We start from the raw sequence: 23158 nt of genomic DNA on the forward strand, positions 1-23158 counted from the left end.
TTCGTTATTCTGGTTGTGGGTTAAAGTCACTAAGTTCTGCGTTTTCATCATTTTGCAGTAGGATGCTAACACGCTGTTCAGCATCGTTTAGTTTGCTTTGACCGGCACGAGCGAGGGAGATACCTCGTTCGAACTTCTTCAGCGCATCATCTAAAGCTAGATCACCATTTTCTAGTTGATCAACCAAGCCATCAAGCTCTTCGATTGCTGCTTCAAAGCTCATATTTTCAGGTTTCTTAGTAGCCATAATAAATCTGCGTTTGGAAAGATGAACGAACGTTACCCTAGGCCGCTAAGATGGTCAAATGTAACCAAGAAATTTTGCTAGAAAGTTTGTTTTTAAGGGGCTTGAACTCACTTTGCTTGAATAACCTTAGCTTTATCGAGTTTATGCGCTACCTATAAGAGCAAAGTAAGCCAATAGTTGGGATTCAAAAACGAAAAGTGTGATACTTAGGCCAAGAATTTACTAAAAGATCTTATAGTCTTGCCGATACAAAGATTATCGTCGACATAGAGCTACAAAAAAGCATGAGGAGTGCTCAGTGGATTTAGCAACCCTAATAGGTTTGATTGGTGGATTTGCCTTTGTAATCATGGCAATGATCCTAGGTGGAAGCCTCGGGATGTTCTATGACACGACATCCATTTTGATCGTGGTTGGTGGCTCAACCTTTGTTGTTCTGATGAAGTTCACCATGGGGCAGTTCTTTGGTGCGACTAAAATTGCAGGCAAAGCCTTCATGTTTAAAGCCGATGAACCTGAAGATCTTATCGCTAAAGTGGTAGAGATGGCGGATGCAGCGCGTAAAGGTGGCTTCTTAGCACTCGAAGAGATGGAAATCAGTAACAGCTTCATGCAAAAGGGCATCGACCTGTTGGTAGATGGCCATGATGGAGATGTAGTACGTGCAGCATTGCAAAAAGACATCGCATTAACGACTGAACGTCACGAGCAGGGCGCGAAAGTGTTCTCTGCATTTGGTGATGTTGCTCCTGCGATGGGTATGATTGGTACCTTGGTTGGTCTGGTTGCCATGCTTTCGAACATGGATGATCCAAAAGCGATCGGTCCTGCGATGGCGGTAGCACTTTTGACCACTCTGTACGGTGCGATTCTTTCGAACATGGTGTTCTTCCCAATTGCTGACAAGCTTGCGCTACGTCGTGACCAAGAGACACTTAACCGTCGTCTAGTTATGGATGGTGTACTGGCTATTCAAGATGGTCAGAACCCACGAGTTATTGATGGTTACCTCAAGAGCTACCTCAACGAAGGTAAGCGCACGATTGATGGTGAACCCGCGTAAGAGGAGTTTAAGATGGATGAAGAGAATCCATGTAAATGTCCTCCTCCGGGGTTACCTCAATGGATGGGGACATTTGCTGACTTGATGTCACTGCTGATGTGTTTCTTCGTACTGCTGCTCTCATTTTCTGAGATGGACGTACTGAAGTTCAAACAGATCGCTGGCTCGATGAAATTCGCGTTTGGTGTACAAAACCGCTTGGAAGTGAAAGACATTCCTAAAGGCACCAGCATTATTGCACAAGAGTTCCGCCCTGGTCGCCCAGAGCCAACACCTATTGATGTGATCATGCAGCAGACTATTGATATTACGCAGCAAACGCTTGAGTTTCATGAAGGTGAATCTGAGCGAGCTGGCGGCACCATGCGTGACCAAGGCAAGATGACCGGAGGCAAGTCGCCAGAGGTTTCGACTCACGACAATCAAAATTCTGAGTCAGACCAACAGCAACAACAAGCTGAAGCTCAATCGCAAGAGATGGAAACCTTGATGGAAAGCATCAAGAAAGCGTTGGAACGAGAAATCGACCAAGGCGCGATTGAGGTGGAAAATCTTGGCCAGCAGATTGTTATTCGAATTCGTGAGAAAGGCGCATTCCCATCGGGTTCTGCTTTCTTACAACCTAAATTTCGCCCATTGGTGAGACAGGTCGCTGAACTAGTAAAAGATGTACCGGGCATTGTCCGAATCTCAGGACATACCGATAACCAACGTCTTGATTCAGAGCTTTATCGCTCAAATTGGGACTTGTCATCACAGCGAGCAGTGTCTGTTGCTCAAGAGATGGAGAAGGTTCGTGGGTTTTCTCATCAACGCTTGAGAGTGCGTGGCATGGCCGATACTGAGCCAGTCGAGCCGAACGATACTGAATGGCAACGTAGCCTTAACCGCCGCGTTGAAATCAGCATCATGCAGGGTGAACCGCTTTACAGTGATGAAGTGCCTGTTATTAATGAGTAGCCGATATGTGCACGCGGTAGTGAACAGATAGCATCGAAAGCCCAACCTTACAATGAGGTTGGGCTTTTTGTTTGCTGGTCTTCAATCATCTCTCTGCTGTATTTATGTCGTTTCGAAACCTGCTACTTTTAATAACAGGCAGTTTAATGATGGTGTTGCAGCAAGCACTCTTTTCCTTGCTTCACTTTCTCATGTATAATTCGCGCCCTTAGATTTAGATATGATCTATTCTTGCTTCAAGTGCTGGGTAAATTCTCTAATTTGTTTGGCGATGAGCGTTTTCAAAATTTTGAACATTAATGTTGTGAAAGTACTATGAAATTTATTGTTAAGCCCCATCCGGAAATTTTTGTAAAAAGTGAATCGGTGCGTAAGCGCTTCACAAGGATTCTAGAGTGCAACATTCGTAACGTTATTCAACGTCGCTGTGAAAGTGTTGCGGTATTCAACCGTCGCGATCATATAGAAGTGACGTCTGAGAGTGACCAGTACTACACAGAAGTGTTAGAGGCTCTGACTCACACTCCAGGTATTCACCACTCTCTTGAAGTACAACAGTCTGAATTCAAAGACTTGCACGATATTTACGAGCAAGTACTAGAACGCAGCCGTGCTGACATTGAAGGCAAGACTTTCTCTGTTCGTGCTAAGCGTCGTGGTAAGCATGACTTTACATCTATTGAACTTGAACGCTACGTAGGTGGTGGTCTAAACCAAGCCGTTGAGTCAGCGAAAGTTCGACTTAAGAACCCTGATGTAACCGTTAAGGTTGAAGTGGCTAACGATAAGCTAAACCAAGTTCTAGCTCGCCATAAAGGCCTAGGTGGTTTCCCTCTTGGTACTCAAGAAGACCTACTGAGCTTGATCTCTGGTGGTTTCGACTCTGGTGTTTCAAGCTACCTGCACATCAAGCGTGGCTCTAAGGTTCACTACTGTTTCTTCAACCTTGGTGGCCCAGCGCACGAGATTGGCGTTAAGCAAGTAGCTCACTACCTATGGAACAAATACGGCTCATCTGCAAAGGTGAAGTTCATTTCTGTAGATTTTGAACCCGTGGTTGCTGAAATCCTAGAGAACGTTGAAGACGGCCAAATGGGCGTTGTTCTTAAGCGTATGTTCATGCGTGCTGGTGGTATGGTTGCAGAGCGTTTCGGTATTGAAGCGCTAGTAACGGGTGAAGCACTTGGTCAGGTTTCTAGCCAAACGCTAACTAACCTTCGCCACATCGACAACGTGACTGATACTTTGATTCTTCGTCCGCTTATCAACTGGGACAAAGAAGACATCATTGACCTTTCTCGTATCATCGGTACTGAAGACTTCGCTAAAGTAATGCCTGAGTACTGTGGTGTTATCTCTAAGAAGCCAACAGTGAAAGCGAAGAAAGGCAAACTGGAAGCAGAAGAAGCTAAGTTTAACTTTGAAGTGCTGGATCAAGTGATCGAGAACGCTCGTGTTATGGATATCCGTGACATTGAGAAAGAGAGCCAAGAGCAAGCGCCTGAAGTTGAACAAGTTCAAGCTGTTGCTGAGCACGCTATCGTTCTTGATATCCGTAGCCCAGAAGAAGAAGACGAAAGCCCACTAGAGATCGATGGTGTTGAAATTAAACACATTCCGTTCTTCAAGCTTTCGACTCAGTTCGGTGACCTAGACCAAGATAAAGAGTACTTGCTGTACTGTGACCGTGGTGTAATGAGCCGTCTACAGGCGCTCTACCTACAAGAGCAAGGCTTCCATAACGTTAAGGTTTACCGCCCATAGTGGAGTGTTGACCAACCGTTAATCATTTGCAAAGCCGCTTACTGAAAAGTAAGCGGCTTTTTTATTTTCTATTGTGAATGATTTACAGTAGTCAGACAGAGTCGTGAGTTTGGGCGTCCTATCGTCATGCTCAGATTCAAAATTTTTGATTGATAGAGAGAGTGAGCTCTAAACAGGTTTATAAGTACCGAAGAAGTGTGAGTATCTTGAAGTATTCTGTTACTTTTTAGTGCAACTCAATGGTGCTGTTTGTATGTGTTCAGTTGATTATTTGAGTGGGTATCTGATTCTGTGATTAGTGATGAAAAATAATAAAGATTAATTAGCATAGCTATTGATAAACTTGTTGTTACATTTCTTTGCACATAAAAAAACACCGCCCATAAGGCGGTGTAAACAAATTTGACAGACAGGTCAAAATAAATACAGGAAGTACATGCCTCGTTTCAGTATAGAACTGCAACAAAACATTTGGTAGAACTCTACCCAACTCGAAAAGAACGAGTTTGCAAACACAACATCGCAGGAGCTAAGCCAATTGATTCTAGAGAGAATCAAGCCGTTCAGGCTAGCTGCTGCGGGATGAAATATAGAATTTCTCTGGCCGCTAGGCAATGGACAAATTATAATGTTTCAGATAAAAAAAACTAATGCTTATTTAGAGAGTAACTATGTCTCGTCGATTACCCCCATTAAACTCGCTAAGAGTGTTTGAAGCTGCTGCTCGACACTTGAGTTTTACGCGTGCCGCAGAAGAGTTGTTTGTTACTCAAGCGGCGGTCAGTCATCAGATCAAAGCGCTTGAAGAATTCTTATCTTTGAAGCTGTTTCGCCGAAGAAACCGCTCTTTGCTGCTGACTGAAGAAGGCCAAAGCTACTTCTTGGATATCAAAGATATTTTCACATCACTGGCAGAAGCGACGGACAAAGTGCTTGAGCGAAGTGAAAAGGGCGCATTGACCATCAGTTTACCGCCGAGTTTTGCCATTCAATGGTTGGTACCAAGGCTTGCCGACTTTAATCAGCAAGAACCTGACATTGATGTAAGAATCAAAGCCGTTGATATGGATGAAGGTTCGCTGACTGATGATGTAGATGTGGCTATTTACTATGGCCGAGGTAATTGGTCAGGGCTTAGAGCCGATAAGCTTTACCAAGAATACTTGATCCCTCTTTGCTCACCTTCCGTGCTGCTAGGAGCTAAACCATTAGAATCTCTCAGCGATTTGGCATGTCATACGTTACTGCATGATACTTCTCGAAAGGATTGGAAACAGTTTGCTAAGCAAAATGGCATTGACGGGGTTAATGTTAATCACGGTCCTATCTTCAGTCACTCAACCATGGTGCTGCAGGCGGCTGCTCACGGCCAGGGGATTGCTCTTGGTAACAATGTGTTGGCGCAGCCTGAAATCGAAGCAGGTCGTTTGATTGCGCCTTTTGATGAAGTGTTGGTGAGTAAAAACGCTTTCTATGTGGTTTGTCATGAGAAACAAGCTGACATGGGTCGTATCGCCACTTTCCGCGACTGGATGCTAGCGAAAGCGCAAAGTGAACAAGAGGACTTACTCGATGAATAACGTCATCATTAATGGTGAAGACAGCCCAATCACCTTTATCTTCGCTCACGGCGCGGGTGCAGGCATGGACCACGAGTTCATGCAGTCAGTGGCAAAAGGGTTGGCCTTTAAAGGGATACGAGTGATTCGTTTCAACTTCCCTTACATGATCAAGCGTGCTGAAGATGGCAAGCGTCGCCCACCTGACAGAGCCCCTAAGCTCCTTGAAGCCTACCAAGAGATCATCGAACAAACAGATGCCGACAAGCTTGTGATTGGTGGTAAGTCGATGGGAGGACGCATGGCGAGTCATCTGTCTGAACTGGATAAAGTGGCAGCGATGGCGTGTTTGGGTTTTCCTTTCCATCCCCCGGGCAAACCAGAGAAGTACAAAGGCGAACATCTTGCTGAGCTCGCTAAGCCGTGTCTTATTTTACAAGGCGAGCGCGATACCTTTGGTAAGCGAGAAGAGTTTGCTGACTTCAATCTATCGGATTCAATTCGAGTTGAGTTTATTCCCGATGGCGACCATAGTTTTAAGCCTCGTAAGAGTTCTGGTTACACCGAACAGCAGAATATTGCGTTAACCGTTGAGAAGTTGTCAGCGTTTATCAAAGAGGTGCTCAATGAAAAGTAAGTATTTACTCACTTTTTCAGGCATTTCTGGTGCGATCGCTGTGATGCTTGGGGCATTCGCCGCGCACGGTTTGAAGGCTATCTTGCCAGAGTATCTTTTAGGTGTGTTCGAGACCGGTGTTCAGTACCAATTTATCCATACTCTAGCGATATTGGCGTGTGGTGCTCTGCTACAGATGAAACTTGGCGCTAAATCACAAAAATATTTTTTCATTGCGGCAATTTGCTTTATCATCGGCATCCTTTGTTTTAGTGGCAGCCTTTATGGCTTAGCACTGACAGGAATAAAATGGTTTGGCCCTATAACACCGTTTGGTGGTCTACTATTTATCATTGGTTGGGGAGTCTTCTCCTTCGCTGCTTTGAATATAAAAGAGGTAACTCAGTGAAACACGTACTACTTTATTGTCGCTCTGGTTTTGAAAAAGAATGTGCTGGCGAAATTCAAGACAAGGCAACACAACTGGAAGTGTTTGGTTTTCCTCGCCTAAAGAACAATACAGGCTTTGTATTGTTTGAATGTTACCAAGCAGGTGAAGCGGATAAGTTGATCAAAGAGATCGATTTCCAATCACTGATCTTTGCTCGTCAGATGCTAGCAGTGGCAGTTGAAATCAAAGACCTGCCAACCGATGACCGTATCTCTCCAATTCTTGAAGCGCTTTCTGAAAAAGAAGGTTTCCCTCGTTGTGGTGATATCCGTATCGAAACACCAGATACTAACGAAGCAAAAGAGCTTTTGAAGTTCTGCCGTAAGTTTACTGTGCCGATGCGTCAAGCGATGCGTGGTAAAGGCCTGATGACAGCGAAAGATAACGCTAAGAAGCCTGTGCTTCATTTATGCTTCATCGCTCCGGGTCACTGCTTTGTGGGTTACTCTTACCCAACCAATAACTCACAATTCTTTATGGGCATCCCTCGTTTGAAGTTCCCTTCAGACGCACCAAGCCGTTCTACATTGAAGTTAGAAGAAGCATTCCACGTATTTATTCCTCGTGATGAATGGGATGAGCGTCTTGCTCCAGGTATGTGGGGTGTTGATTTAGGTGCATGTCCGGGTGGTTGGACTTACCAATTGGTTAAGCGCTCGATGTTCGTTCACTGTGTTGATAACGGCATGATGGCAGACAGCCTAATGGAAACGGGTCAAATTAAGCACCACATGGTGGATGGCTTTAAGTTTGAACCAGACCGTAAGAACGTAACTTGGATTATCTGTGACATGGTTGAGAAGCCAGCGCGCGTTGCACACCTTATGGGTGAGTGGATCATCAAAGGCTGGGCGAAAGAAGCACTATTCAACCTTAAACTGCCTATGAAAGGCCGTTACGATGAAGTACTGCAAGATATCGAGAACCTAAAAGTGTTCCTTATTGAGAATAAAGTGAAGTTCAAGATGCAGGCTAAGCACCTTTACCACGATCGCGAAGAGATCACGGTTCACATTCAGGCGCTTTCAAACATCTCACCGCACTAATATTTACGTTAGGGTGTCAGTGAAAAAAATGCTCCTTTAAGGAGCATTTTTTGTATCAATACCATCGAGTCACAGCGACTTAAGCGTGTGCTTCGTAGCGAATATCTTGCAGATTGAACCCTAAATCGATATCGGTTTTGAGTGCCGATACTTGCTTACATACACGAGCGGATTCGATGTGCTCGTCGAACTTCTTACGGTATTTTTTCGGTAGATCTTCTGCTTGGTAGGCCGCTTCGATATCTGAGTAGGTGGTTAATATCTCTTTGGCTGCTTTTGGTCCGACACCTGGAATTCCCGGTACTTGGCTAGAGCTGACACCTGTTAACCCCCAGTAATCCGCCAGTTGTTCAGGCTTAACGCCAAACTCAGCTTCGATAAAGGGTTTGTCTAACCAACGGTGCTGGAAGTAGTCACGGATCTGCAGAGTGGGTGATAGCAGTTGGCAGTAGCCTTTATCCGTCGAAATGATGGTGACGGTTTCTCCGTGGTCAGCCACTTTCTTTGCCAGTGTTGCTACTAGGTCATCCGCTTCATCGCCATCAGACAGCAGTGAATCAATGCCTAATTCCCACCAAGCTTGTTGAATAGCATCAAGACCTTTCATCAATGGCTCTGGCATCGGTTTACGGTTCTGCTTATAAGAAGGGAGCACGTCTGCGCGCCAGCCACGGTCTTGTAAATGGTGATCAAATACCGCGATGATGTGGGTGGGTTTTGATTCATTCAGAATCTTATTGAGAGTGCGAGTTGTCGTGGTGATGGTTCTTGCTATATCGGTTGGGTCCGGCTGAACAGAGTGCACGCGTCGGATGAGGTTTAAGGCATCGATAATAACAAGATGGATAGACATAAGTTTCCACTAAATAGGCAATAAAAAAGGGGCTGCTAGCCCCTTATAGTAACGTATCACTTGGTGAGTTGAAACGTTAGCGACGTATACGTCATGACTTGTTTAGTTTTACGCTTGTCACCTGTTATCAGTTGCTTGCCATTATTAGCTACTAGACACAATCTGATAGCAAGGCACGTAGTCCGTACCACCCGGTAGCTTCATTCGATGTTGCTCCACAAAGTCATTTAGCAGTTGGTCCATTTTGGTCATTAGCTCTTTGTCGCCATCAATCAGGAATGGACCGTGCTTCTCGATCTCTAGAATACCCTCAGCTTTGACGTTACCTGCGACAATGCCTGAGAACGCTTTACGTAAATTAGCGGCTAGGCTCTCTGTTTTTTGGTCCATATGAAGATCAAGCGCCGCCATAGATTCGTGTGTCGGATCGAATGGCAGTTGGAACTCCGGCTCAATATGCAGTGACCAGTTATAGCTGTAGGCATCGCCGGTCTCTTTACGGTGAGATCGCACATCTGGCATCGCTTGTTTCATGATTTTCGCAGCGCGAGCAGGATCATCAATCACGATCTCATAATGTTTCTGCGCGTCAGGCCCTAAGGTTTCACCGATGAACTTATCGATAGAGCGGAAGTAGGCTTCACTCTCTTTCGAGCCGGTTAAGACAATCGGCATTGGTTGTTCGGCGTTATTCGGGTGCATCATGATCCCTAAGATGTACAGTAGCTCTTCGGCCGTGCCGGGGCCGCCTGGGAAAATGATGATGCCATGCGCCATACGAACGAATGCCTCAAGACGCTTCTCGATATCTGGCATGATCACCAGCTCATTCACGATTGGGTTTGGTGGCTCAGCCGCAATGATCGAAGGCTCAGTAAGCCCTAGATAACGATGATCGTTATAACGCTGTTTCGCGTGACCAATAGCCGCGCCTTTCATTGGCCCTTCCATCGCACCCGGTCCACAACCTGTACAGATGTTCAGTTCACGCAGGCCTAGCTCATTACCTACTTCACGAGTGTATTGGTATTCGCTAGCATTAATAGAGTGACCACCCCAACATACAATCAGGTTAGGCTCGATGCCCGGAGTCAGCGCGCCTGCATTTCTCAAGATACCAAACACAAGGTTAGTAATGTGAGTGGCGTTAGTCAGGTTGAGCCTTTGGTTATCGGCTAAGTGCATGTTGACGTAAACAATATCACGCAACACTGAGAACAGGTGTTCTTGAATACCTTTGATGATTTCACCATCGACAAAGGCATGCTCTGGTGGGTTGCTCAGCTCGAGTTTGATACCACGCTCACGTCGCACTACCTCAACATCAAACGATTGATACTTGTCGAGTAACTCTTTGGAGTTGTCGGTGTGGCTACCTGAGTTGAGTACCGCTAACGTACAGTTACGATACAGTTGGTACAGATCACTAGACGCGGTTTTCTTAAGACGCTCAACCTCAAGTTGAGAGAGTAAATCCATGCTACCGGCAGGGCTGATATGAGTGATCATAGTGCCTCCTTGTTGAAAAGAGCAGGGGACGTTGAAGTGACCCTCTGGCTCGAGAGTGAGAAGCAAACGTTGAAAGTGTTTGGTTAAAGGTGGGAGAGAGTTAACCAGACGAAACGGATACGACAGCGTTGCTTGCCAAGAATGCTTGTTAAGCGAATGTTAATCATTAGCTTAGCAAACATTGAGGGAAATGGTATGTGATAAGTATTTGAAAAAATGAAATAAATTAAATCTAAGGTTGGCTTAGTGCCAAACAAGTTGGTTAGTACCGCGTTGCTTTGCTTTGTTTAGCGTCTTATTGAGTCTCTCTAATACTTCTTCTGGTGTATCTGACTCTTTAAACTGAGTGCTTGCCGCACACAAGGTAATCGTGATTTGTTGGTCACGGAACTTAAAGGGCAAACGACTTACTTGAGTTTGGATGTTTTGAATGACCTGGTGGCAATATTCATCAGTTTGCTCAGGCAGCAATAAGACAAATTCTTCACCTGAAAAACGAGCCACAGTATCAGTGGTACCTGCTTCTTTGGTGATTGTTCTTGCGATGATTTTGAGTGCTTTGTCGCCCGCGGTATAACCAAAGCTATCGTTAATCGCTTTGAAGTTGTCTATATCTAGCAGTACTACGCGCAGTGAGTGTTGTGCGCGGATCCAGCGGCGATACTCAAGCTCTAAGCGATCAGTAAAGGCGGTGCGATTGTAAACCTTTGTCAGCGGGTCAAGCAGCATGCGTTGAGCCTGATCTTCCAAACGCTTACGGTAATCTTGGGTGACTTCATACAGTGAATCTAACTGAGTCTTTCCGTAATTCATTCTCTCTATTAGAGCTTGTTCTTTTTGCTCTGCGTGGTTCAATCTTTCCGAAAGAGAGGCGATTTCACTGAGCAGCGGGTTAATCGAGCGCTTTAAACTATCAATATCTTTTGCTTTCTCTACAGAGTTTTGGCTCTTAGTGACAAGTTCATTTAACTCAGAGTTAAGCCCTTGGCGGTGCTCAAAGTAGCTTTGGCTCTGGTCGGTATTTTGGTCTGCCGTTTTGATGCTGGAAGCTAGAGCTGAATTAAGCTGATCAACAAATTGTTCAGACTTCTTACGTTCTAGGTTGGTGCCTTCAATGACCAGTTTGAGGATCTGAAGTGTCAACTCAAGTAGGTTTTGTGTGGAAACACCAAGCAGCAGCTTCGCTCGAATATCGGTAAGGAGATCACCCGATTCACCCTCGAAATCAAGTTCAGTGATCAGATGTTGTAATTCATTTGATAGGTCGGAAAGGAGCTCTTGTTCCGGAGAATACGTAGCGTCGGCAAAATGAGTGCGTGAGTTATTCGCCATAATCTTAATGGCACGCTCATAAATACCGAGAAGTTTCATGGCATGATCGACTTTTTGACTGCCATTGCATTCGGAGAAGCTAAGTAAGTTTCGTAGGTCGCGTTTAAGCTGCGCTGGAAGGCCTGTTATGCGCTGCAGCGTTTCCCCACTGTGCTTAATGCTATCGTCCAGATATCCGTTCTGTTTATCCATAGCCAACGTTTTCTGCTTAAGCATCCTTTCTAATACTGCCAGCTTTGGGATCATCGAGCTAATGTCTTTTTGCTTTTCTAGCTCTTCCCTAAGGGCAATGAGGTTTTCATCTAAATGACTGTTACTGCCAACACATGCATCACTTAAAGATGTGACGATACGCTTTAGAACTTTCTGTTCTCTAATAAACTTGAACGAGGTGTCTCTTTGCGTCAAACGGACCTGCTCCAACTGAGATTTCAGCTGGTGGAGTTGCGCCTGAATGTCTTTTTCAAGAATGCCCATAGATGTATTAATTAGCGCCGCGTAGACCGATCTCGATCATTTTGATGAAATTCCGTTACATCGATAATAACAAAACTAAAAATAAGGTCACGACTTGCCGCTCTTAACCGCTCGCAAATCAGTCATCTTTTAGCATTTTTTTGATGTTGTCCTCATTCTGGTACGACGATTGTATTTTTATTAACCCTTGATTAATCGCATGTTTACACGCTTCTCTTATGTTACCAGTTGCAAGGCTCGCTGCTGGTGCATTATCGATAGCTTTTAGGTATACCCATTGGCTACTCCGCTCTTTGAGGCTGATCTCACGAGCTAGATTGGTCGACATCAATAATACGTCGAGCAACTCTTGATCGTTAATTGCGGTGTAAGCGCGTGGTAAAAACGGGTAGTCAGCGATGCCCATACGGACCGTTCGGTTGATGTTACGCTCTGTTTCGAAGTCATTCACCCAAGATTGAATTTTTCTGAACATTGCCTCAGGCGATAAATCACGGTCGGCGTTGGGCTCGATATAAAGCAGGTTCGCATCCGAGAAATGGTAAACACGAGCTGGACCTTCAAGCTTAGATTTGAGGAATTCACCGAAAGCATCTTCCAGTTCTAAACCGGCTTTGTAACCGTTCTGCGTGTACATGTTGCGCAAGAACGGCAAATCAATCATCACAAAGCGCAAACGGTCGTTCAGTGGTTCATGAATCAATTCACCCATCTGCCATTGCTCAAAGGTTTGGCTGGTTTGCTCCAAAGAGTTTGAGAGCTTCGCATTGAGCATTCTTAGGTTAGGAAGCTTCGAACGCGAGTGCGTAAAGAGATCTGTGCGTAGTGAGTCCACTTCTTTGGCCAAGGTTTGAATGAGGTAGCCTCGGCGTAGCACAAAGAAGAACAAGACAATGCTGAACAAGAATAGGGCGAACGATATTTTTTGGAACTTACGATGCTCCAGTTTGTATTTCTCTAGCTCTTGCGCTTGGCCTGCATAGTGCAAGGTCTGCTCGGCAAACTCTTTCTGTTGGCGGAATGCATCTTCGCCAACACGGTTAAGTTTTTGCTGCTCTAAAGAAACAAGGCTGTTGTACTGCTTGAGGTTTGCTAGCGCCTGCTGTGGACGACCAGCCTGCTCATAACCTAAAGAGAGTAAGTAGTACGAGCGTTGTGAAAGGCGCATGTTTTCTATCTGGCGTGAGATCTCAAGTGCGCGTGTTGCATGCTTAATCACGTCTTCGCTTTCTTGCAGGTGATAAGCCAATCCAGCCGATAACAGTGCGGCACGACCTTCCAGCTTTGGTATGTCGGTGTATTCCAGTAGCTCAAGGGCACGTATTAGGTACTGTTCTGCTAAAGGGTAATTATAAAGGCGTAGGTAAGTCGCTGATAGGCTTAGGCGAATATCAATGACTTCGTGGATATCTCGGTCAGTACTTTCGTGATCAAGAACGTTGAAGAAGTGCACCAGGGCAAGGTTATATTTCCCTTGATAGAAGTATACGTCACCCATTTTCTTAAGCACTTGCGCTAAGACAGGCGAGTTTTCAAAGTTATCATAGAAATCAGCAGCTTGAGAAAGGTGCTCTAGCGCTTTATCTAAAACTTGGCGCTCAAAGAAAAGCTGAGCAAGTAGGCGGTTTACCTTGGCCAAGCGTGAACTCAGGTTGCCTTCGACTGATTTCCAATAGCCATACAACAACTCAGACAGCGCGTGGTTGTACTCTTTGTGGGTCAGATAAAACTCACCGACTGAGATGTGGTAGTCGATGGTGACTTTTTCAGAGTAGCGCTGGTCGAGGTAGGTTTTGGCTTCTTGATAGAACTTCTCAGCTTCGTCGACCTTGTTGTCGTAAGAGGCGATGTCGGCTTTTAACATGATCAAGCGATAGGTGATGCCTTCTGTCAAGCGTAAGGTCTTATTCACCGATTCTAGGTTTGCTTCAATACCTGCTAGCTCTGATTTTGCTTTGGCTGATTTTCTATCATTAAGCCAAACCAATCGAACTTTTAGGATCTGGAGATCCAGCTTTAGGTAATCAAGCTTATAGGTTTTCGCTAGCTCAGAGGCCTTTTCGATGTGCTTGATAGCAATGCGAATATTGCCAAGGTTGTACTCTGCTTTAGCTAAGATCTTATACGCATCGATACTGCTGTTTGGTGTTCGAATAGAAGAGTCTGTCTCTTCGCGAGAAATAGCAGAAGGGCTTTTCTCGCGTTGATCGGAAAGGACACGAAGCGTGAGGTAGCTGTTGGCCATTTGTTTTGCTTGGCTCGGCTCGATCTCAACCAAGTTATTGGCTTCATTGAGCAGCGCCGACGAGTAGACCGACGCATTAACCGATGTGCTTAAGCTTAAAATAAATAGGCTAACGACGTATAACCAACGCATTTCAATGTCCCTTTAAAGATGAGGTAGGTTCCAATAAGTGTGTGGTTTGTATGCCTATTATTGGCGAGCCATACGCTTGTTGTGGCTTGGTCTATCTTGCTCTGTTGAACGGTACGGGTTGATATCCAGACCACCACGACGCGTGTAACGAGCAAATACGGTGAGCTTCGATGGGCCACAGTATTTCATGATGTCAGTGAAGATACGTTCGACACATTGTTCGTGGAATTCGTTGTGTTCACGGAAAGAAACTAAATAGCGTAGCAGAGCTTCACGGTCAATTTGCTTACCTGAATATGCGATCTCAACGCTGCCCCAATCCGGTTGATTAGTGATCAAACAGTTCGACTTCAATAGGTGGCTGTGCAGTGTTTCTTCGACTTCTTGTTCGCCAGCAGCGCCTTCAAGCAGTGATGCTTCAAAGTCATAGCTAGTGATGTGGATGTCTTGGTTGTCGATACATTCGCCTTCCATCGTTACGATAGGTTGGTTGGTGTAGTCGGTTACTGAGTTTACATTCACAATGACGGTTTCGCCTGCACATGCTGACAAATCTTGGGTCAGGCGCTCAGTGACTTGTTCCCAGTTTTCAAATTGAGTCTGGTTGTAGCTGTTCAGGTACAGTTTGAAAGATTTTGATTCAATTAAATTTGGGCTGGTTGCCGGGATGAAAACTTCGCCAACAGCCACTTGTGGTAGGCCATTGGTGTTTAGCCACGAAAGCTCGTACATAGTCCAAATATCATGACCAACAAAAGGCAGCTCGCCGTTTAGCGCAAGATCATCGCGATTAAGGCTACGAGGCACTGGTTGCAATAAACTTGCATCGTATTGGTTAGAGTACTCAGTTTTTTGGCCTAGGGTTAAACCCGCTAGCTCTTTTGCGTCAGAATATTTGCTCATACTTTCGTTTCAAATTCGATTAGAATGGGGTCGATTTTACTGAATCCCCATTACCCTGTCATTAAGTCATCGCTTATTCGGCAAGGAAAGGCCCAGATTCTATTTATTATTATGTGTTTAGGAGATTTTCATGACTCAACGTGCTCAAGACGCACTACTTTCTTTCAGTCAGCGATACGTTGACGCGTGGCAGCAGCAACACCAAAGCTTACCTCGTAATGAGGAGTTGGTGGACATCGTATCGCCATGCGTAGAAGAAAAGAGTGGCGACGCCGTGTTGTGGAAGCACTATCCACGTGAGCAATTTGCGGATTTCACCAACGTAGAAACTGGCATTGAGTTGACTCTGCATGAAGACATCAAGACTTTCTATGGCGCACAATTCTGCGCAGATATGAATGCGACCTTTGATGGTAACGAGCTGACTCTATTACAGATTTGGAGTGATGAAGATTTCGAATGCCTACAAGAAAACATTTTGGGTCACCTAGTGACTCAGCGTCGCTTGAAGCTCAAACCAACGGTTTTCATTGCCGCGACCGATGCAGAGCTGGATGTTATCTCTATCTGTAACCTAACGGGTAACGTGATTTTGGAGCGCTTAGGCACCAAAAATCGTGATGTACTAGCCGAGACATTGGCAGAATTTTTAGAAAAGCTACAACCAGCGGTATAAATAGATGTACGTACTAGAACTTCAATTTGAGTGTTTTGACAACACAACGGTAAGCGCTGTCGACAAGGCTGTTAATGGCTTAATGGATGCACTTCGTTATAACGGGCAAGTGTTGGGTCGTGAATTTCCTATCGTGATGGGTGACGGCGAATTTTATGTTCGCGTTGTCTGCCCAGAGCAAGACAGCTTGCACCCGCGTAACCACTCAGATTTCGTAAAAGTGTGTTTTGATCGCTTGTCTAACGCGAGCCTGCTTACGCCTAAAATGCGTTTACTGGGGCGAGATCTTAACTCTGAAGAAGTGGCCGAAGACGAAGCGCCAAGCTGGCAGGTGTTGTACACGACGTTCGTTCATACCTGTTCGCCGCTACGCAGTGGTGACAGCTTGTTGCCGATCCCTCTGTATCGCAACCCGCCAACCTTCAATGGTGACCATAAAGCCGTATTGAAATGGCAGACTGAATGGCAAGCTTGTGATGAAGTCCAAATGGGTGGTGGTTGTCGTGCTGAACACGCAACTCTGACAGAGATTAGTGATACTAAAAGTGTGTTGTTCAAACGCGGTTGGGGCTTGAGAGGACGCATTGAATATCTCACGAAGATCCCGACTTATTACTACTTGTACCGCGTGGGTGGCATTAGCTTAAAAGCTGAAAAAGAGCGCAAATGCCCGCAATGTGGTGGCGAATGGCTGCTAGATGCGCCTATCCACGATATTTTCTATTTCAAGTGTGATGACTGCCGTCTGGTATCAAACATCTCTTGGGATCATCTTAAGTAATCCATAAAGCTTAATTTTCGATTCAAGGTATCGAAGTGTTGATCAATACTTCGATACTTATTCCTCTGTTTTCTCTCTGCTAGCTTCTCGTCTGTTTCTCTTTCTCTTTCTTTGACCTCCATATTGAGCATTAATCAGTATTGGGCTTTTCCAATATTGTCGAATCTATTTCGCCCTTAAGTACGCTCATTCTGTGCTGTATGTCTCTCTCTGTAGTCCTCATGTATTCACCGAAATAATTCCACACCCATCAACTTTTGATCATTTCAATAGTTAACTGGATCACAGTAATCAATCAGTTCTCTTTCAATTTATATTCTGCTCAATATATATGGGATCGATCCCATGGGAATGTTCCCATATATAAGTGATAACCTAATTCTAGATCTGAAAGGAATGGACGATGAAACTGTTACCTATTGCTGCTGCACTCTCTACTGCTTTACTTGCACCTAATTTATACGCTGATGAAACCACACCATTAGAGTTCAATGGCTACATGCGCGGAGGCGTTGGCCTGAGTAATGAAGGCGGCTCAAACAGCAAGTGGGAGGTGAGTAAAGTTGGACGACTCGGCAACGAAAATGACCTGTATGGCGAGTTTGGTTTTAGAAAAGAAGTGTATGCTGAGGACGACGTTTCATTTTTAGTTGATTCCATGTTGTCGTACTGGCAAGGCCAAGATGAGAACGCGGCGGATAAAAGCGTTGATGTAGTTCAACTCAATGTTCAAGCAGTAGGGCTTTTTGAAGATAAAGATATTGGTATTTGGGCGGGTGAGCGCTACTACCAACGCCATGATGTTCACATCGTTGATAACTACTACTGGGATGTAAGCGGTATTGGTGCGGGGGTTGAACACATCAATATGGGACCAGGTAAATTATCGGTGGCTTTGATTCAAGACACGGTTACTGGCGATGTGTTTGATGGCAAAGAAACCACAGCCATGATTGCTGATATACGTTATGCGGGTATTCCATTGTGGAAAAATGCTGATCTTGAGGTCGGTATTGATATGAACTTCGCCAATGAAAAGCAGGGCCAAACGGTGGACGCGGATGATAGCGTGATGCTGACTGCCAGCCTAAATCAAAAACTAGCGGGTGGTTTCAACAAAACCATTCTCCAAGTGGCTAACTCTGGTTATGCGGAGCAGATGACAACCTTTGGTACAGGTAAGGGCATCGTTCGTGATGTAAATAACAACGATGCGGATGGCTTCCGATTGATTAACTGGGGTGTGCTTGCTATCGGTGAGAACATCGAATTTGGTCACACGGTTCGTTATGCCGCGTCATCGGGTGTTGGTGCGAATAACAGTGATGATGAGTCGTTCAGTGCTGTAATCCGTCCGCTTTATAAGTGGGACAAGCGCATGCGTACCATTCTTGAAATTGGTGGTTTTGTAGAAACGATTGATAACAAAGATGGGGCGGGTGGTAAATTTACAATCGCTCAGGCTTGGGTTCCACAAGTGGGTTTCTGGTCTCGTCCTGAATTTCGTATCTTCGCCACTTACCTAAATGATGCAGAAAACGACAATGCCTTCGGTGAAGGAAAAAACAGTGAAATGAGCGTTGGTATGCAAGTGGAAGCTTGGTGGTAAGTCGAGCCTTTCTAACTAATTGCGGTACATAAAAAACTGCCGTAAATAAAAAGGGGCTGACGTTATGTCAGCCCCTTCGGGTATCTATACGATGCTGCAGTTTAGGTGATTACCAACCTTTAACTACGCCACCTTGGAAGATATCAGAAGCTGCGTTGTACACTTCTTCAGTTTGGTAAGCTTTAACGAAGTTCTGTACGTTTTCAGCGTTTAGGTTGTCTTCACGAGAAACGATTAGGTTTACGTAAGGAGAATCTTTGTCTTCAACGAATACGCCATCTTTTTGTGGAGTCAGGTTGATAGAGCTCGCGTAAGTTGTGTTGATGATAGAAAGCGCTACATCATCAAGAGAACGTGGCAGTTGTGCTGCGTCTAGTTCAACAATTGTTAGGTTCTTAGGGTTCTTAACGATGTCACGAACAGTTGCTAGAAGACCAGCACCTTCACGAAGCTCAAGAAGACCTTGTTGCTCAAGAAGCAGTAGAGAACGACCTAGGTTTGTAGGGTCGTTTGGTACTGCAATACGAGCACCGTCTTGGATTTCGTCTACAGATTTCACTTCTTTAGAGTAACCAGCAATTGGGTAAACAAACGTGTTACCAGCGATAGTCAGTTTGTAACCACGGTCAGCCACTTGCTGATCTAGGTACGGTGCGTGTTGGAATGCGTTGATGTCGATAGAGCCATCATCCAGTGCTGCGTTTGGTGTTACGTAATCTGTAAAAGTAACCAGTTCAACGTCTAGGCCGTACTGCTCTTTTGCTACTTTAGCTGCAACTTCAGCAACTTGCGCTTCAGCACCTGCCATTACGCCAACTTTTACTTTAGAAGTATCCACTTCTTTATCACCACAACCTGCTAGTACTAGCGCTGATGCTGCTGCTGCGATAGTAAGTAAACCTTTAAGGCTAAATTTCATAATAATCTCCTTTTAATAAATCTATTTAATTTGGTTCAGACGACTCTTGTCTTAGATAGTTTGCGTTTAAACGCTGAGTCTTTATCTGTGGTCAACGCGGCGAACTAATGAATCACCGATTGATTGAATAATTTGTACAAGCACAATCAACATCACTACCGTTACAGCCATGATGGTCACATCGTAACGGTGGAATCCGTAACGAATCGCGACATCACCTAGACCACCACCGCCTACAGTACCTGCCATTGCCGAGTAGCTCACCAGCGTCACTAGCGTAATCGTTACTGAGTTGATAATAGTCGGTAGTGCTTCAGGAAGCAGAACCTTATTGATGATTTGTGTTGGTGTTGCGCCCATCGATTGAGCTGCTTCTACTAGACCTGTTGGTACTTCAAGTAGTGCACTTTCGATAAGTCGAGCTACGAATGGGATAGCGCCAATTGTCAGTGGAACAATCGCTGCTGTTGTACCGATGAAGGTACCAATCAGCATCTTAGTCAGTGGGATAATCGCAACCATCAACACTAAGAAAGGCACTGAACGACCGACGTTCACAATCGCACCTAGAATCTTGTTTACTTTGGTGTTCTCTAACAGGCCACCTTTTTTAGTCGTGTGTAGAATCACGCCTAGTGGAATACCGACAGCGAAGCCTACAATGCCAGCGACAGCAACCATGTAAAGTGTTTCGCCTGTTGCGCCTAATAGAAGGTTACCGTTAAGGCTGATCCAGTCAGCAATCTCGTTGAAACTAAAGGACATAACCAAGCACCTCTACTTTTACATTGTTATCGCGTAGGAATTGGATAGCAGCATTATCATCTGCTTCATTACCGAACAGTTCAGCAACCATCATGCCGAACTTCACACCGCCGGCGTAATCAAGGTCAGAGCTTAGGATGCTGACATCGATATTGAATTTGCGTGCAATCTGCGTCATCAACGGAGCATCAACCGTTGCGCCTGTAAACTCAAGGCGTACCAGCGGGTAGCTGCTGTTTACACGAGTCTGTTGCAAGCGTGCTTGGTAATCTTCGGGAATCGTCAGATCCAGCGTTGAACGAATGAATTGATGCGCAAGCTCAGTTTTAGGGTGAGCAAAGATGTCACCAACTGTGCCTTTCTCTACCAATTCACCACCGCCGATGATCGCCACTTCGTGACAAATGCTCTTAACTACATCCATCTCGTGCGTAATAAGCAGGATCGTGATGTTCAGCTTACGGTTGATTTCACGCAGTAGCTCAAGAATCGATTGAGTGGTTGCAGGATCCAGTGCGCTGGTCGCTTCATCACACAGAAGTACTTTCGGATCAGAGGCCAGGGCACGAGCAATCGCAACACGCTGTTTTTGACCGCCACTTAGATTTGCAGGGTAAGTGTCACGCTTATCAGCTAAGCCAACGAGTTCAAGTAACTCACTCACTTTCGCTTCAATAATTGCTTTATCTTTACCAGCAAGCTCTAAAGGCAGTGCTACATTGTTAAATACAGTACGAGAAGACAGCAGGTTGAAGTGTTGGAATATCATGCCGATATTACGGCGCGCTTCGCTAAGTTCAGATTTGCTGAGTTTTGTCAGGTCGATACCGTCAACAATCACTTCACCTGAAGTCGGGGCTTCCAACATATTTACACAGCGGATTAGGGTACTTTTGCCTGCACCTGAAGAGCCGATGACTCCAAAGATTTGACCTTGAGGAATGTGGAGGTTGATATCAATTAAGGCGTTGATTTCTTTAGTGCCTTGATAAAAAACCTTGTTGACTTGATTCACTTTAATCATAGAGAAACCCGTGCAGGTAGAACAGAATAATATGTCGATAGCTCGCTCGATTTACAGACGATGCTATGGTGTTCTATGATCTAAGTCAATAGATATTTTTACGTCTAGACGGCTAAACGTCGATTGTATTGATAAGCTAGAAACAAATCGTTAACGAACGCAAAACTAAATAGATAGTGATGAAGCAAATAAAGCGTGTAATAATTAATGATTAATAGAGAGTTGATAGAGAACAAAATTTTGTCTAAACCTGCTGTTTTTTTAGATCGTGATGGTGTGATTAACGTTGATCACGGCTACGTACATGATGAGCATGACTTTGAATACATCGATGGTGTGTTTGAAGCGGCGAAAGCGTTTAAAGATATGGGTTATTTATTGGTGCTAGTGACCAACCAATCTGGTATTGCTCGCGGCATGTTTAGTGAAGACCGTTTTCTTTCTTTAACGCAGTGGATGGATTGGAACTTTGTCGATAACGGCGTTGAGCTTGATGGCATCTATTACTGCCCGCACCACGCTGAACACGGTATTGGTGACTACAAGCAAGATTGTGAATGTCGTAAACCAAAGCCAGGTATGTTCATTTCTGCTCGTGACTTTCTGAAGATTGATATGGCTAACTCGGTCATGATCGGCGATAAAGCTGAAGACATGATGGCTGCAGAAGAGGCAGGTGTTGGCACAAAAGTACTGGTAAGAACCGGTAAGCCAATCACTGAAAAGGGTGAAGCGTTAGCTAGTGTGGTACTTGATAGCATTAAAGATGTACCTGCTTTCTTAAAAGGTTAAGACACTAAGTCTCTTTCACTTAGATATAAGTGTTGTTCACTATATAAAGATGAGGAACGTAGCATGAAAGCATTGTTGATAGCATCTCTATGTACGGTAGCGTTGTTCGGGTGTTCTAAATCCGCAGCGCCTGATGGTGCAGTATCGGACGATCAATTCGTGACTTATCAATGTGAGTCTGACGCTTCATTTAAGGTCGCTTACCTTGGTAATGAAAAAGCGGTATTACGTTTGCCAGAGAATGAATATCGCCTCACTCAAATAGCGGCAGGTTCAGGAACGAAGTACATCTTAGATGATGGAACCTCTGAACTGATCAATAGCGTCACTTTACGTACTAAAGGTGACAACGCACGTCTAGAACTTGGTCGTGTCGTCTATAAAAATTGTCGAAAGTAAGTCATAGTTAACTCCTAAGATTTACAAACAGTTAAGTGAGGGGATCTACCCTCACTTTTTTTTCTCTTCCCTTTAACGTTAGACTTTTTATGAGCAAAAAACTCACTATTCTCGATATTGCTAAGCTGTCCGGTGTTGGTAAGTCAACCGTATCTCGCGTTCTGACCAATGATCCAAAAGTGAAACCTGAAACCCGTGAAAGGGTGGAAAGAGTAATTCAAGAATCTGGGTACACGCCTTCAAAGTCTGCGCAATCAATGCGTGGTGGCAGTCAAAAAGTCATCGGCGTGATCATCTCTCGTTTAGATTCTCCCTCTGAAAACAAAGCCGTTAGCACCATGCTAGCTGAGTTGTATCGAGCGGATTACGACGTGGTGATCATGGAAAGCCAACTCGATAGAGATAAAGCCAACGAGCATCTTCAGGTTCTTAAGCGTCGTAACGTTGATGGCATTATTGTGTTTGGCTTTACGGACTGTGACATTCCAGCGATCGAAGCGTGGGAACACAAAGCCGTTGTTATCGCTCTGGATACCGAGAACGTAACGTCGATTAACTATGATAACCAACAGGTGATCAATAGTGCGTTAGCGCATCTATCGGATCAGGGTATCTCAGATGTCGGTTTTATTGGTGTTGATCCTAGCGATAAATCAACCGGTGAGTTGCGTCTTAAGGCTTACCTCGATTGGTGTGAAAGCACTGGAGTGATTGCGAACTATCGTACTGGCCAACTTCATCATGAAAGCGCTTATCAGCTGGTGGATGAGGTACTGACTCCTACAACTCAAGCACTTGTTTGTGCTAGTGACACATTGGCTCTTGGCGTGATCAAGCGTCTACAAGAACTACAACGTGAAGATGTGGTTGTAACAGGCGTTGGTGGCAATGATCTTCTCTCTTTCTTGTTCCCTCGCGTATTTAGTATTGATCCAGGCTATCAATCTGCAGGTAAGTTGGCGGCTAATCTATTGATCTCTCAGCTTTTAGGCAATTCAGAGATCTCTCATCACACTCAATCTCCGATTCTATAATC

Annotated in this window: 22 protein-coding genes; 13 read left to right on the forward strand and 9 right to left on the reverse strand. The window is 44.8% G+C overall.

From position 1 onward, the window contains the following. Positions 1 to 4: 4 nt before the first annotated feature. Positions 5 to 247: an exodeoxyribonuclease VII small subunit gene (gene xseB / locus CWO08_RS03470; RefSeq protein ID WP_004734405.1), complete on the reverse strand. Its 243-nt coding sequence runs from the start codon at positions 245 to 247 to the stop codon at positions 5 to 7. Between the two features lie 298 nt (positions 248 to 545). Here xseB and pomA point away from each other — a divergent pair, with 298 nt between their 5' ends. The 7 genes from pomA to rlmM all read left to right on the forward strand — a co-directional run bounded on the left by pomA (position 546) and on the right by rlmM (position 7706). Continuing rightward, positions 546 to 1310 carry a flagellar motor protein PomA gene (gene pomA / locus CWO08_RS03475; protein WP_004734406.1) on the forward strand — a complete coding sequence of 255 codons (765 nt, stop codon included), beginning with the start codon at positions 546 to 548 and terminating at the stop codon, positions 1308 to 1310. A 12-nt stretch (positions 1311 to 1322) separates the two neighbouring features. Continuing rightward, positions 1323 to 2270, forward strand: coding sequence for a flagellar motor protein MotB (locus CWO08_RS03480; protein ID WP_017060777.1), 948 nt, complete (start codon positions 1323 to 1325; stop codon positions 2268 to 2270). 315 nt (positions 2271 to 2585) lie between these two features. Then, positions 2586 to 4034, forward strand: coding sequence for a tRNA uracil 4-sulfurtransferase ThiI (thiI, locus tag CWO08_RS03485; RefSeq protein ID WP_048658100.1), 1449 nt, complete (start codon positions 2586 to 2588; stop codon positions 4032 to 4034). 671 nt (positions 4035 to 4705) lie between these two features. Next, the gene (locus tag CWO08_RS03490; protein WP_017063339.1) at positions 4706 to 5614 is read left to right on the forward strand and encodes a transcriptional regulator GcvA; all 909 of its coding nucleotides are present in this window, start codon (positions 4706 to 4708) and stop codon (positions 5612 to 5614) included. Further along, positions 5607 to 6230 (forward strand): alpha/beta fold hydrolase, encoded by a 624-nt coding sequence (locus CWO08_RS03495; protein ID WP_048658099.1) that lies wholly within the window; start codon positions 5607 to 5609, stop codon positions 6228 to 6230. The genes CWO08_RS03490 and CWO08_RS03495 overlap by 8 nt, the downstream gene beginning before the upstream one ends. Then, positions 6220 to 6618: a DUF423 domain-containing protein gene (locus CWO08_RS03500; RefSeq protein ID WP_048664560.1), complete on the forward strand. Its 399-nt coding sequence runs from the start codon at positions 6220 to 6222 to the stop codon at positions 6616 to 6618. Before CWO08_RS03495 ends, CWO08_RS03500 begins: the two co-directional genes overlap by 11 nt. Continuing rightward, positions 6615 to 7706, forward strand: coding sequence for a 23S rRNA (cytidine(2498)-2'-O)-methyltransferase RlmM (gene rlmM / locus CWO08_RS03505; protein WP_017070491.1), 1092 nt, complete (start codon positions 6615 to 6617; stop codon positions 7704 to 7706). The genes CWO08_RS03500 and rlmM overlap by 4 nt, the downstream gene beginning before the upstream one ends. A gap of 79 nt (positions 7707 to 7785) precedes the next feature. Here rlmM and xni read toward each other — a convergent pair whose 3' ends face one another. The 5 genes from xni to queF all read right to left on the reverse strand — a co-directional run bounded on the left by xni (position 7786) and on the right by queF (position 15157). Further along, positions 7786 to 8559 (reverse strand): flap endonuclease Xni, encoded by a 774-nt coding sequence (xni, locus tag CWO08_RS03510; RefSeq protein WP_102478921.1) that lies wholly within the window; start codon positions 8557 to 8559, stop codon positions 7786 to 7788. Between the two features lie 144 nt (positions 8560 to 8703). Continuing rightward, the gene (gene ppnN, locus CWO08_RS03515) at positions 8704 to 10068 is read right to left on the reverse strand and encodes a nucleotide 5'-monophosphate nucleosidase PpnN (protein WP_108019910.1); all 1365 of its coding nucleotides are present in this window, start codon (positions 10066 to 10068) and stop codon (positions 8704 to 8706) included. Positions 10069 to 10311: 243 nt separating this feature from the next. Further along, positions 10312 to 11877, reverse strand: a complete 1566-nt coding sequence (locus CWO08_RS03520) for a diguanylate cyclase domain-containing protein (protein WP_108019912.1) — start codon at positions 11875 to 11877, stop codon at positions 10312 to 10314. Between the two features lie 118 nt (positions 11878 to 11995). Continuing rightward, positions 11996 to 14254: a lipopolysaccharide assembly protein LapB gene (locus tag CWO08_RS03525; protein ID WP_108019914.1), complete on the reverse strand. Its 2259-nt coding sequence runs from the start codon at positions 14252 to 14254 to the stop codon at positions 11996 to 11998. A 57-nt stretch (positions 14255 to 14311) separates the two neighbouring features. Further along, a complete protein-coding gene (queF, locus tag CWO08_RS03530) occupies positions 14312 to 15157 on the reverse strand; it encodes an NADPH-dependent 7-cyano-7-deazaguanine reductase QueF (RefSeq protein ID WP_048658092.1) in 846 nt (281 codons plus the stop codon). A 130-nt stretch (positions 15158 to 15287) separates the two neighbouring features. On the opposite strand from queF, the gene syd reads away from it, so the two are divergent. The 3 genes from syd to CWO08_RS03545 all read left to right on the forward strand — a co-directional run bounded on the left by syd (position 15288) and on the right by CWO08_RS03545 (position 18223). Next, the gene (gene syd / locus CWO08_RS03535) at positions 15288 to 15833 is read left to right on the forward strand and encodes a SecY-interacting protein (RefSeq protein ID WP_108019916.1); all 546 of its coding nucleotides are present in this window, start codon (positions 15288 to 15290) and stop codon (positions 15831 to 15833) included. A gap of 4 nt (positions 15834 to 15837) precedes the next feature. Continuing rightward, on the forward strand, positions 15838 to 16614 hold the full coding sequence (locus tag CWO08_RS03540) for a Zn-ribbon-containing protein (protein WP_108019918.1): 777 nt from the start codon (positions 15838 to 15840) through the stop codon (positions 16612 to 16614). Positions 16615 to 17017: 403 nt separating this feature from the next. Then, the gene (locus CWO08_RS03545) at positions 17018 to 18223 is read left to right on the forward strand and encodes a carbohydrate porin (protein ID WP_055319560.1); all 1206 of its coding nucleotides are present in this window, start codon (positions 17018 to 17020) and stop codon (positions 18221 to 18223) included. Positions 18224 to 18332: 109 nt separating this feature from the next. Here CWO08_RS03545 and CWO08_RS03550 read toward each other — a convergent pair whose 3' ends face one another. The 3 genes from CWO08_RS03550 to metN all read right to left on the reverse strand — a co-directional run bounded on the left by CWO08_RS03550 (position 18333) and on the right by metN (position 20931). After that, the gene (locus tag CWO08_RS03550; RefSeq protein ID WP_017630795.1) at positions 18333 to 19142 is read right to left on the reverse strand and encodes a MetQ/NlpA family lipoprotein; all 810 of its coding nucleotides are present in this window, start codon (positions 19140 to 19142) and stop codon (positions 18333 to 18335) included. A gap of 81 nt (positions 19143 to 19223) precedes the next feature. Then, complete coding sequence (locus CWO08_RS03555) at positions 19224 to 19907, reverse strand: methionine ABC transporter permease (protein ID WP_017060764.1); 684 nt, start codon at positions 19905 to 19907, stop codon at positions 19224 to 19226. Beyond that, positions 19897 to 20931, reverse strand: a complete 1035-nt coding sequence (metN, locus tag CWO08_RS03560; RefSeq protein WP_048661199.1) for a methionine ABC transporter ATP-binding protein MetN — start codon at positions 20929 to 20931, stop codon at positions 19897 to 19899. Before metN ends, CWO08_RS03555 begins: the two co-directional genes overlap by 11 nt. A gap of 207 nt (positions 20932 to 21138) precedes the next feature. Between metN and gmhB the strand changes: the two genes are divergently transcribed. The 3 genes from gmhB to treR all read left to right on the forward strand — a co-directional run bounded on the left by gmhB (position 21139) and on the right by treR (position 23156). Beyond that, positions 21139 to 21723: a D-glycero-beta-D-manno-heptose 1,7-bisphosphate 7-phosphatase gene (gene gmhB, locus CWO08_RS03565; protein ID WP_170960820.1), complete on the forward strand. Its 585-nt coding sequence runs from the start codon at positions 21139 to 21141 to the stop codon at positions 21721 to 21723. Between the two features lie 63 nt (positions 21724 to 21786). Beyond that, positions 21787 to 22122: an MliC family protein gene (locus CWO08_RS03570; RefSeq protein WP_048664565.1), complete on the forward strand. Its 336-nt coding sequence runs from the start codon at positions 21787 to 21789 to the stop codon at positions 22120 to 22122. Positions 22123 to 22211: 89 nt separating this feature from the next. Further along, positions 22212 to 23156 carry a trehalose operon repressor TreR gene (gene treR, locus CWO08_RS03575; protein WP_019824953.1) on the forward strand — a complete coding sequence of 315 codons (945 nt, stop codon included), beginning with the start codon at positions 22212 to 22214 and terminating at the stop codon, positions 23154 to 23156. The last annotated feature ends 2 nt before the right edge of the window (positions 23157 to 23158 follow it).

The sequence above is a fragment of the Vibrio sp. 10N.286.48.B8 genome (genome assembly GCF_003050085.1).
Taxonomy (GTDB): Bacteria; Pseudomonadota; Gammaproteobacteria; order Enterobacterales; family Vibrionaceae; genus Vibrio; species Vibrio crassostreae.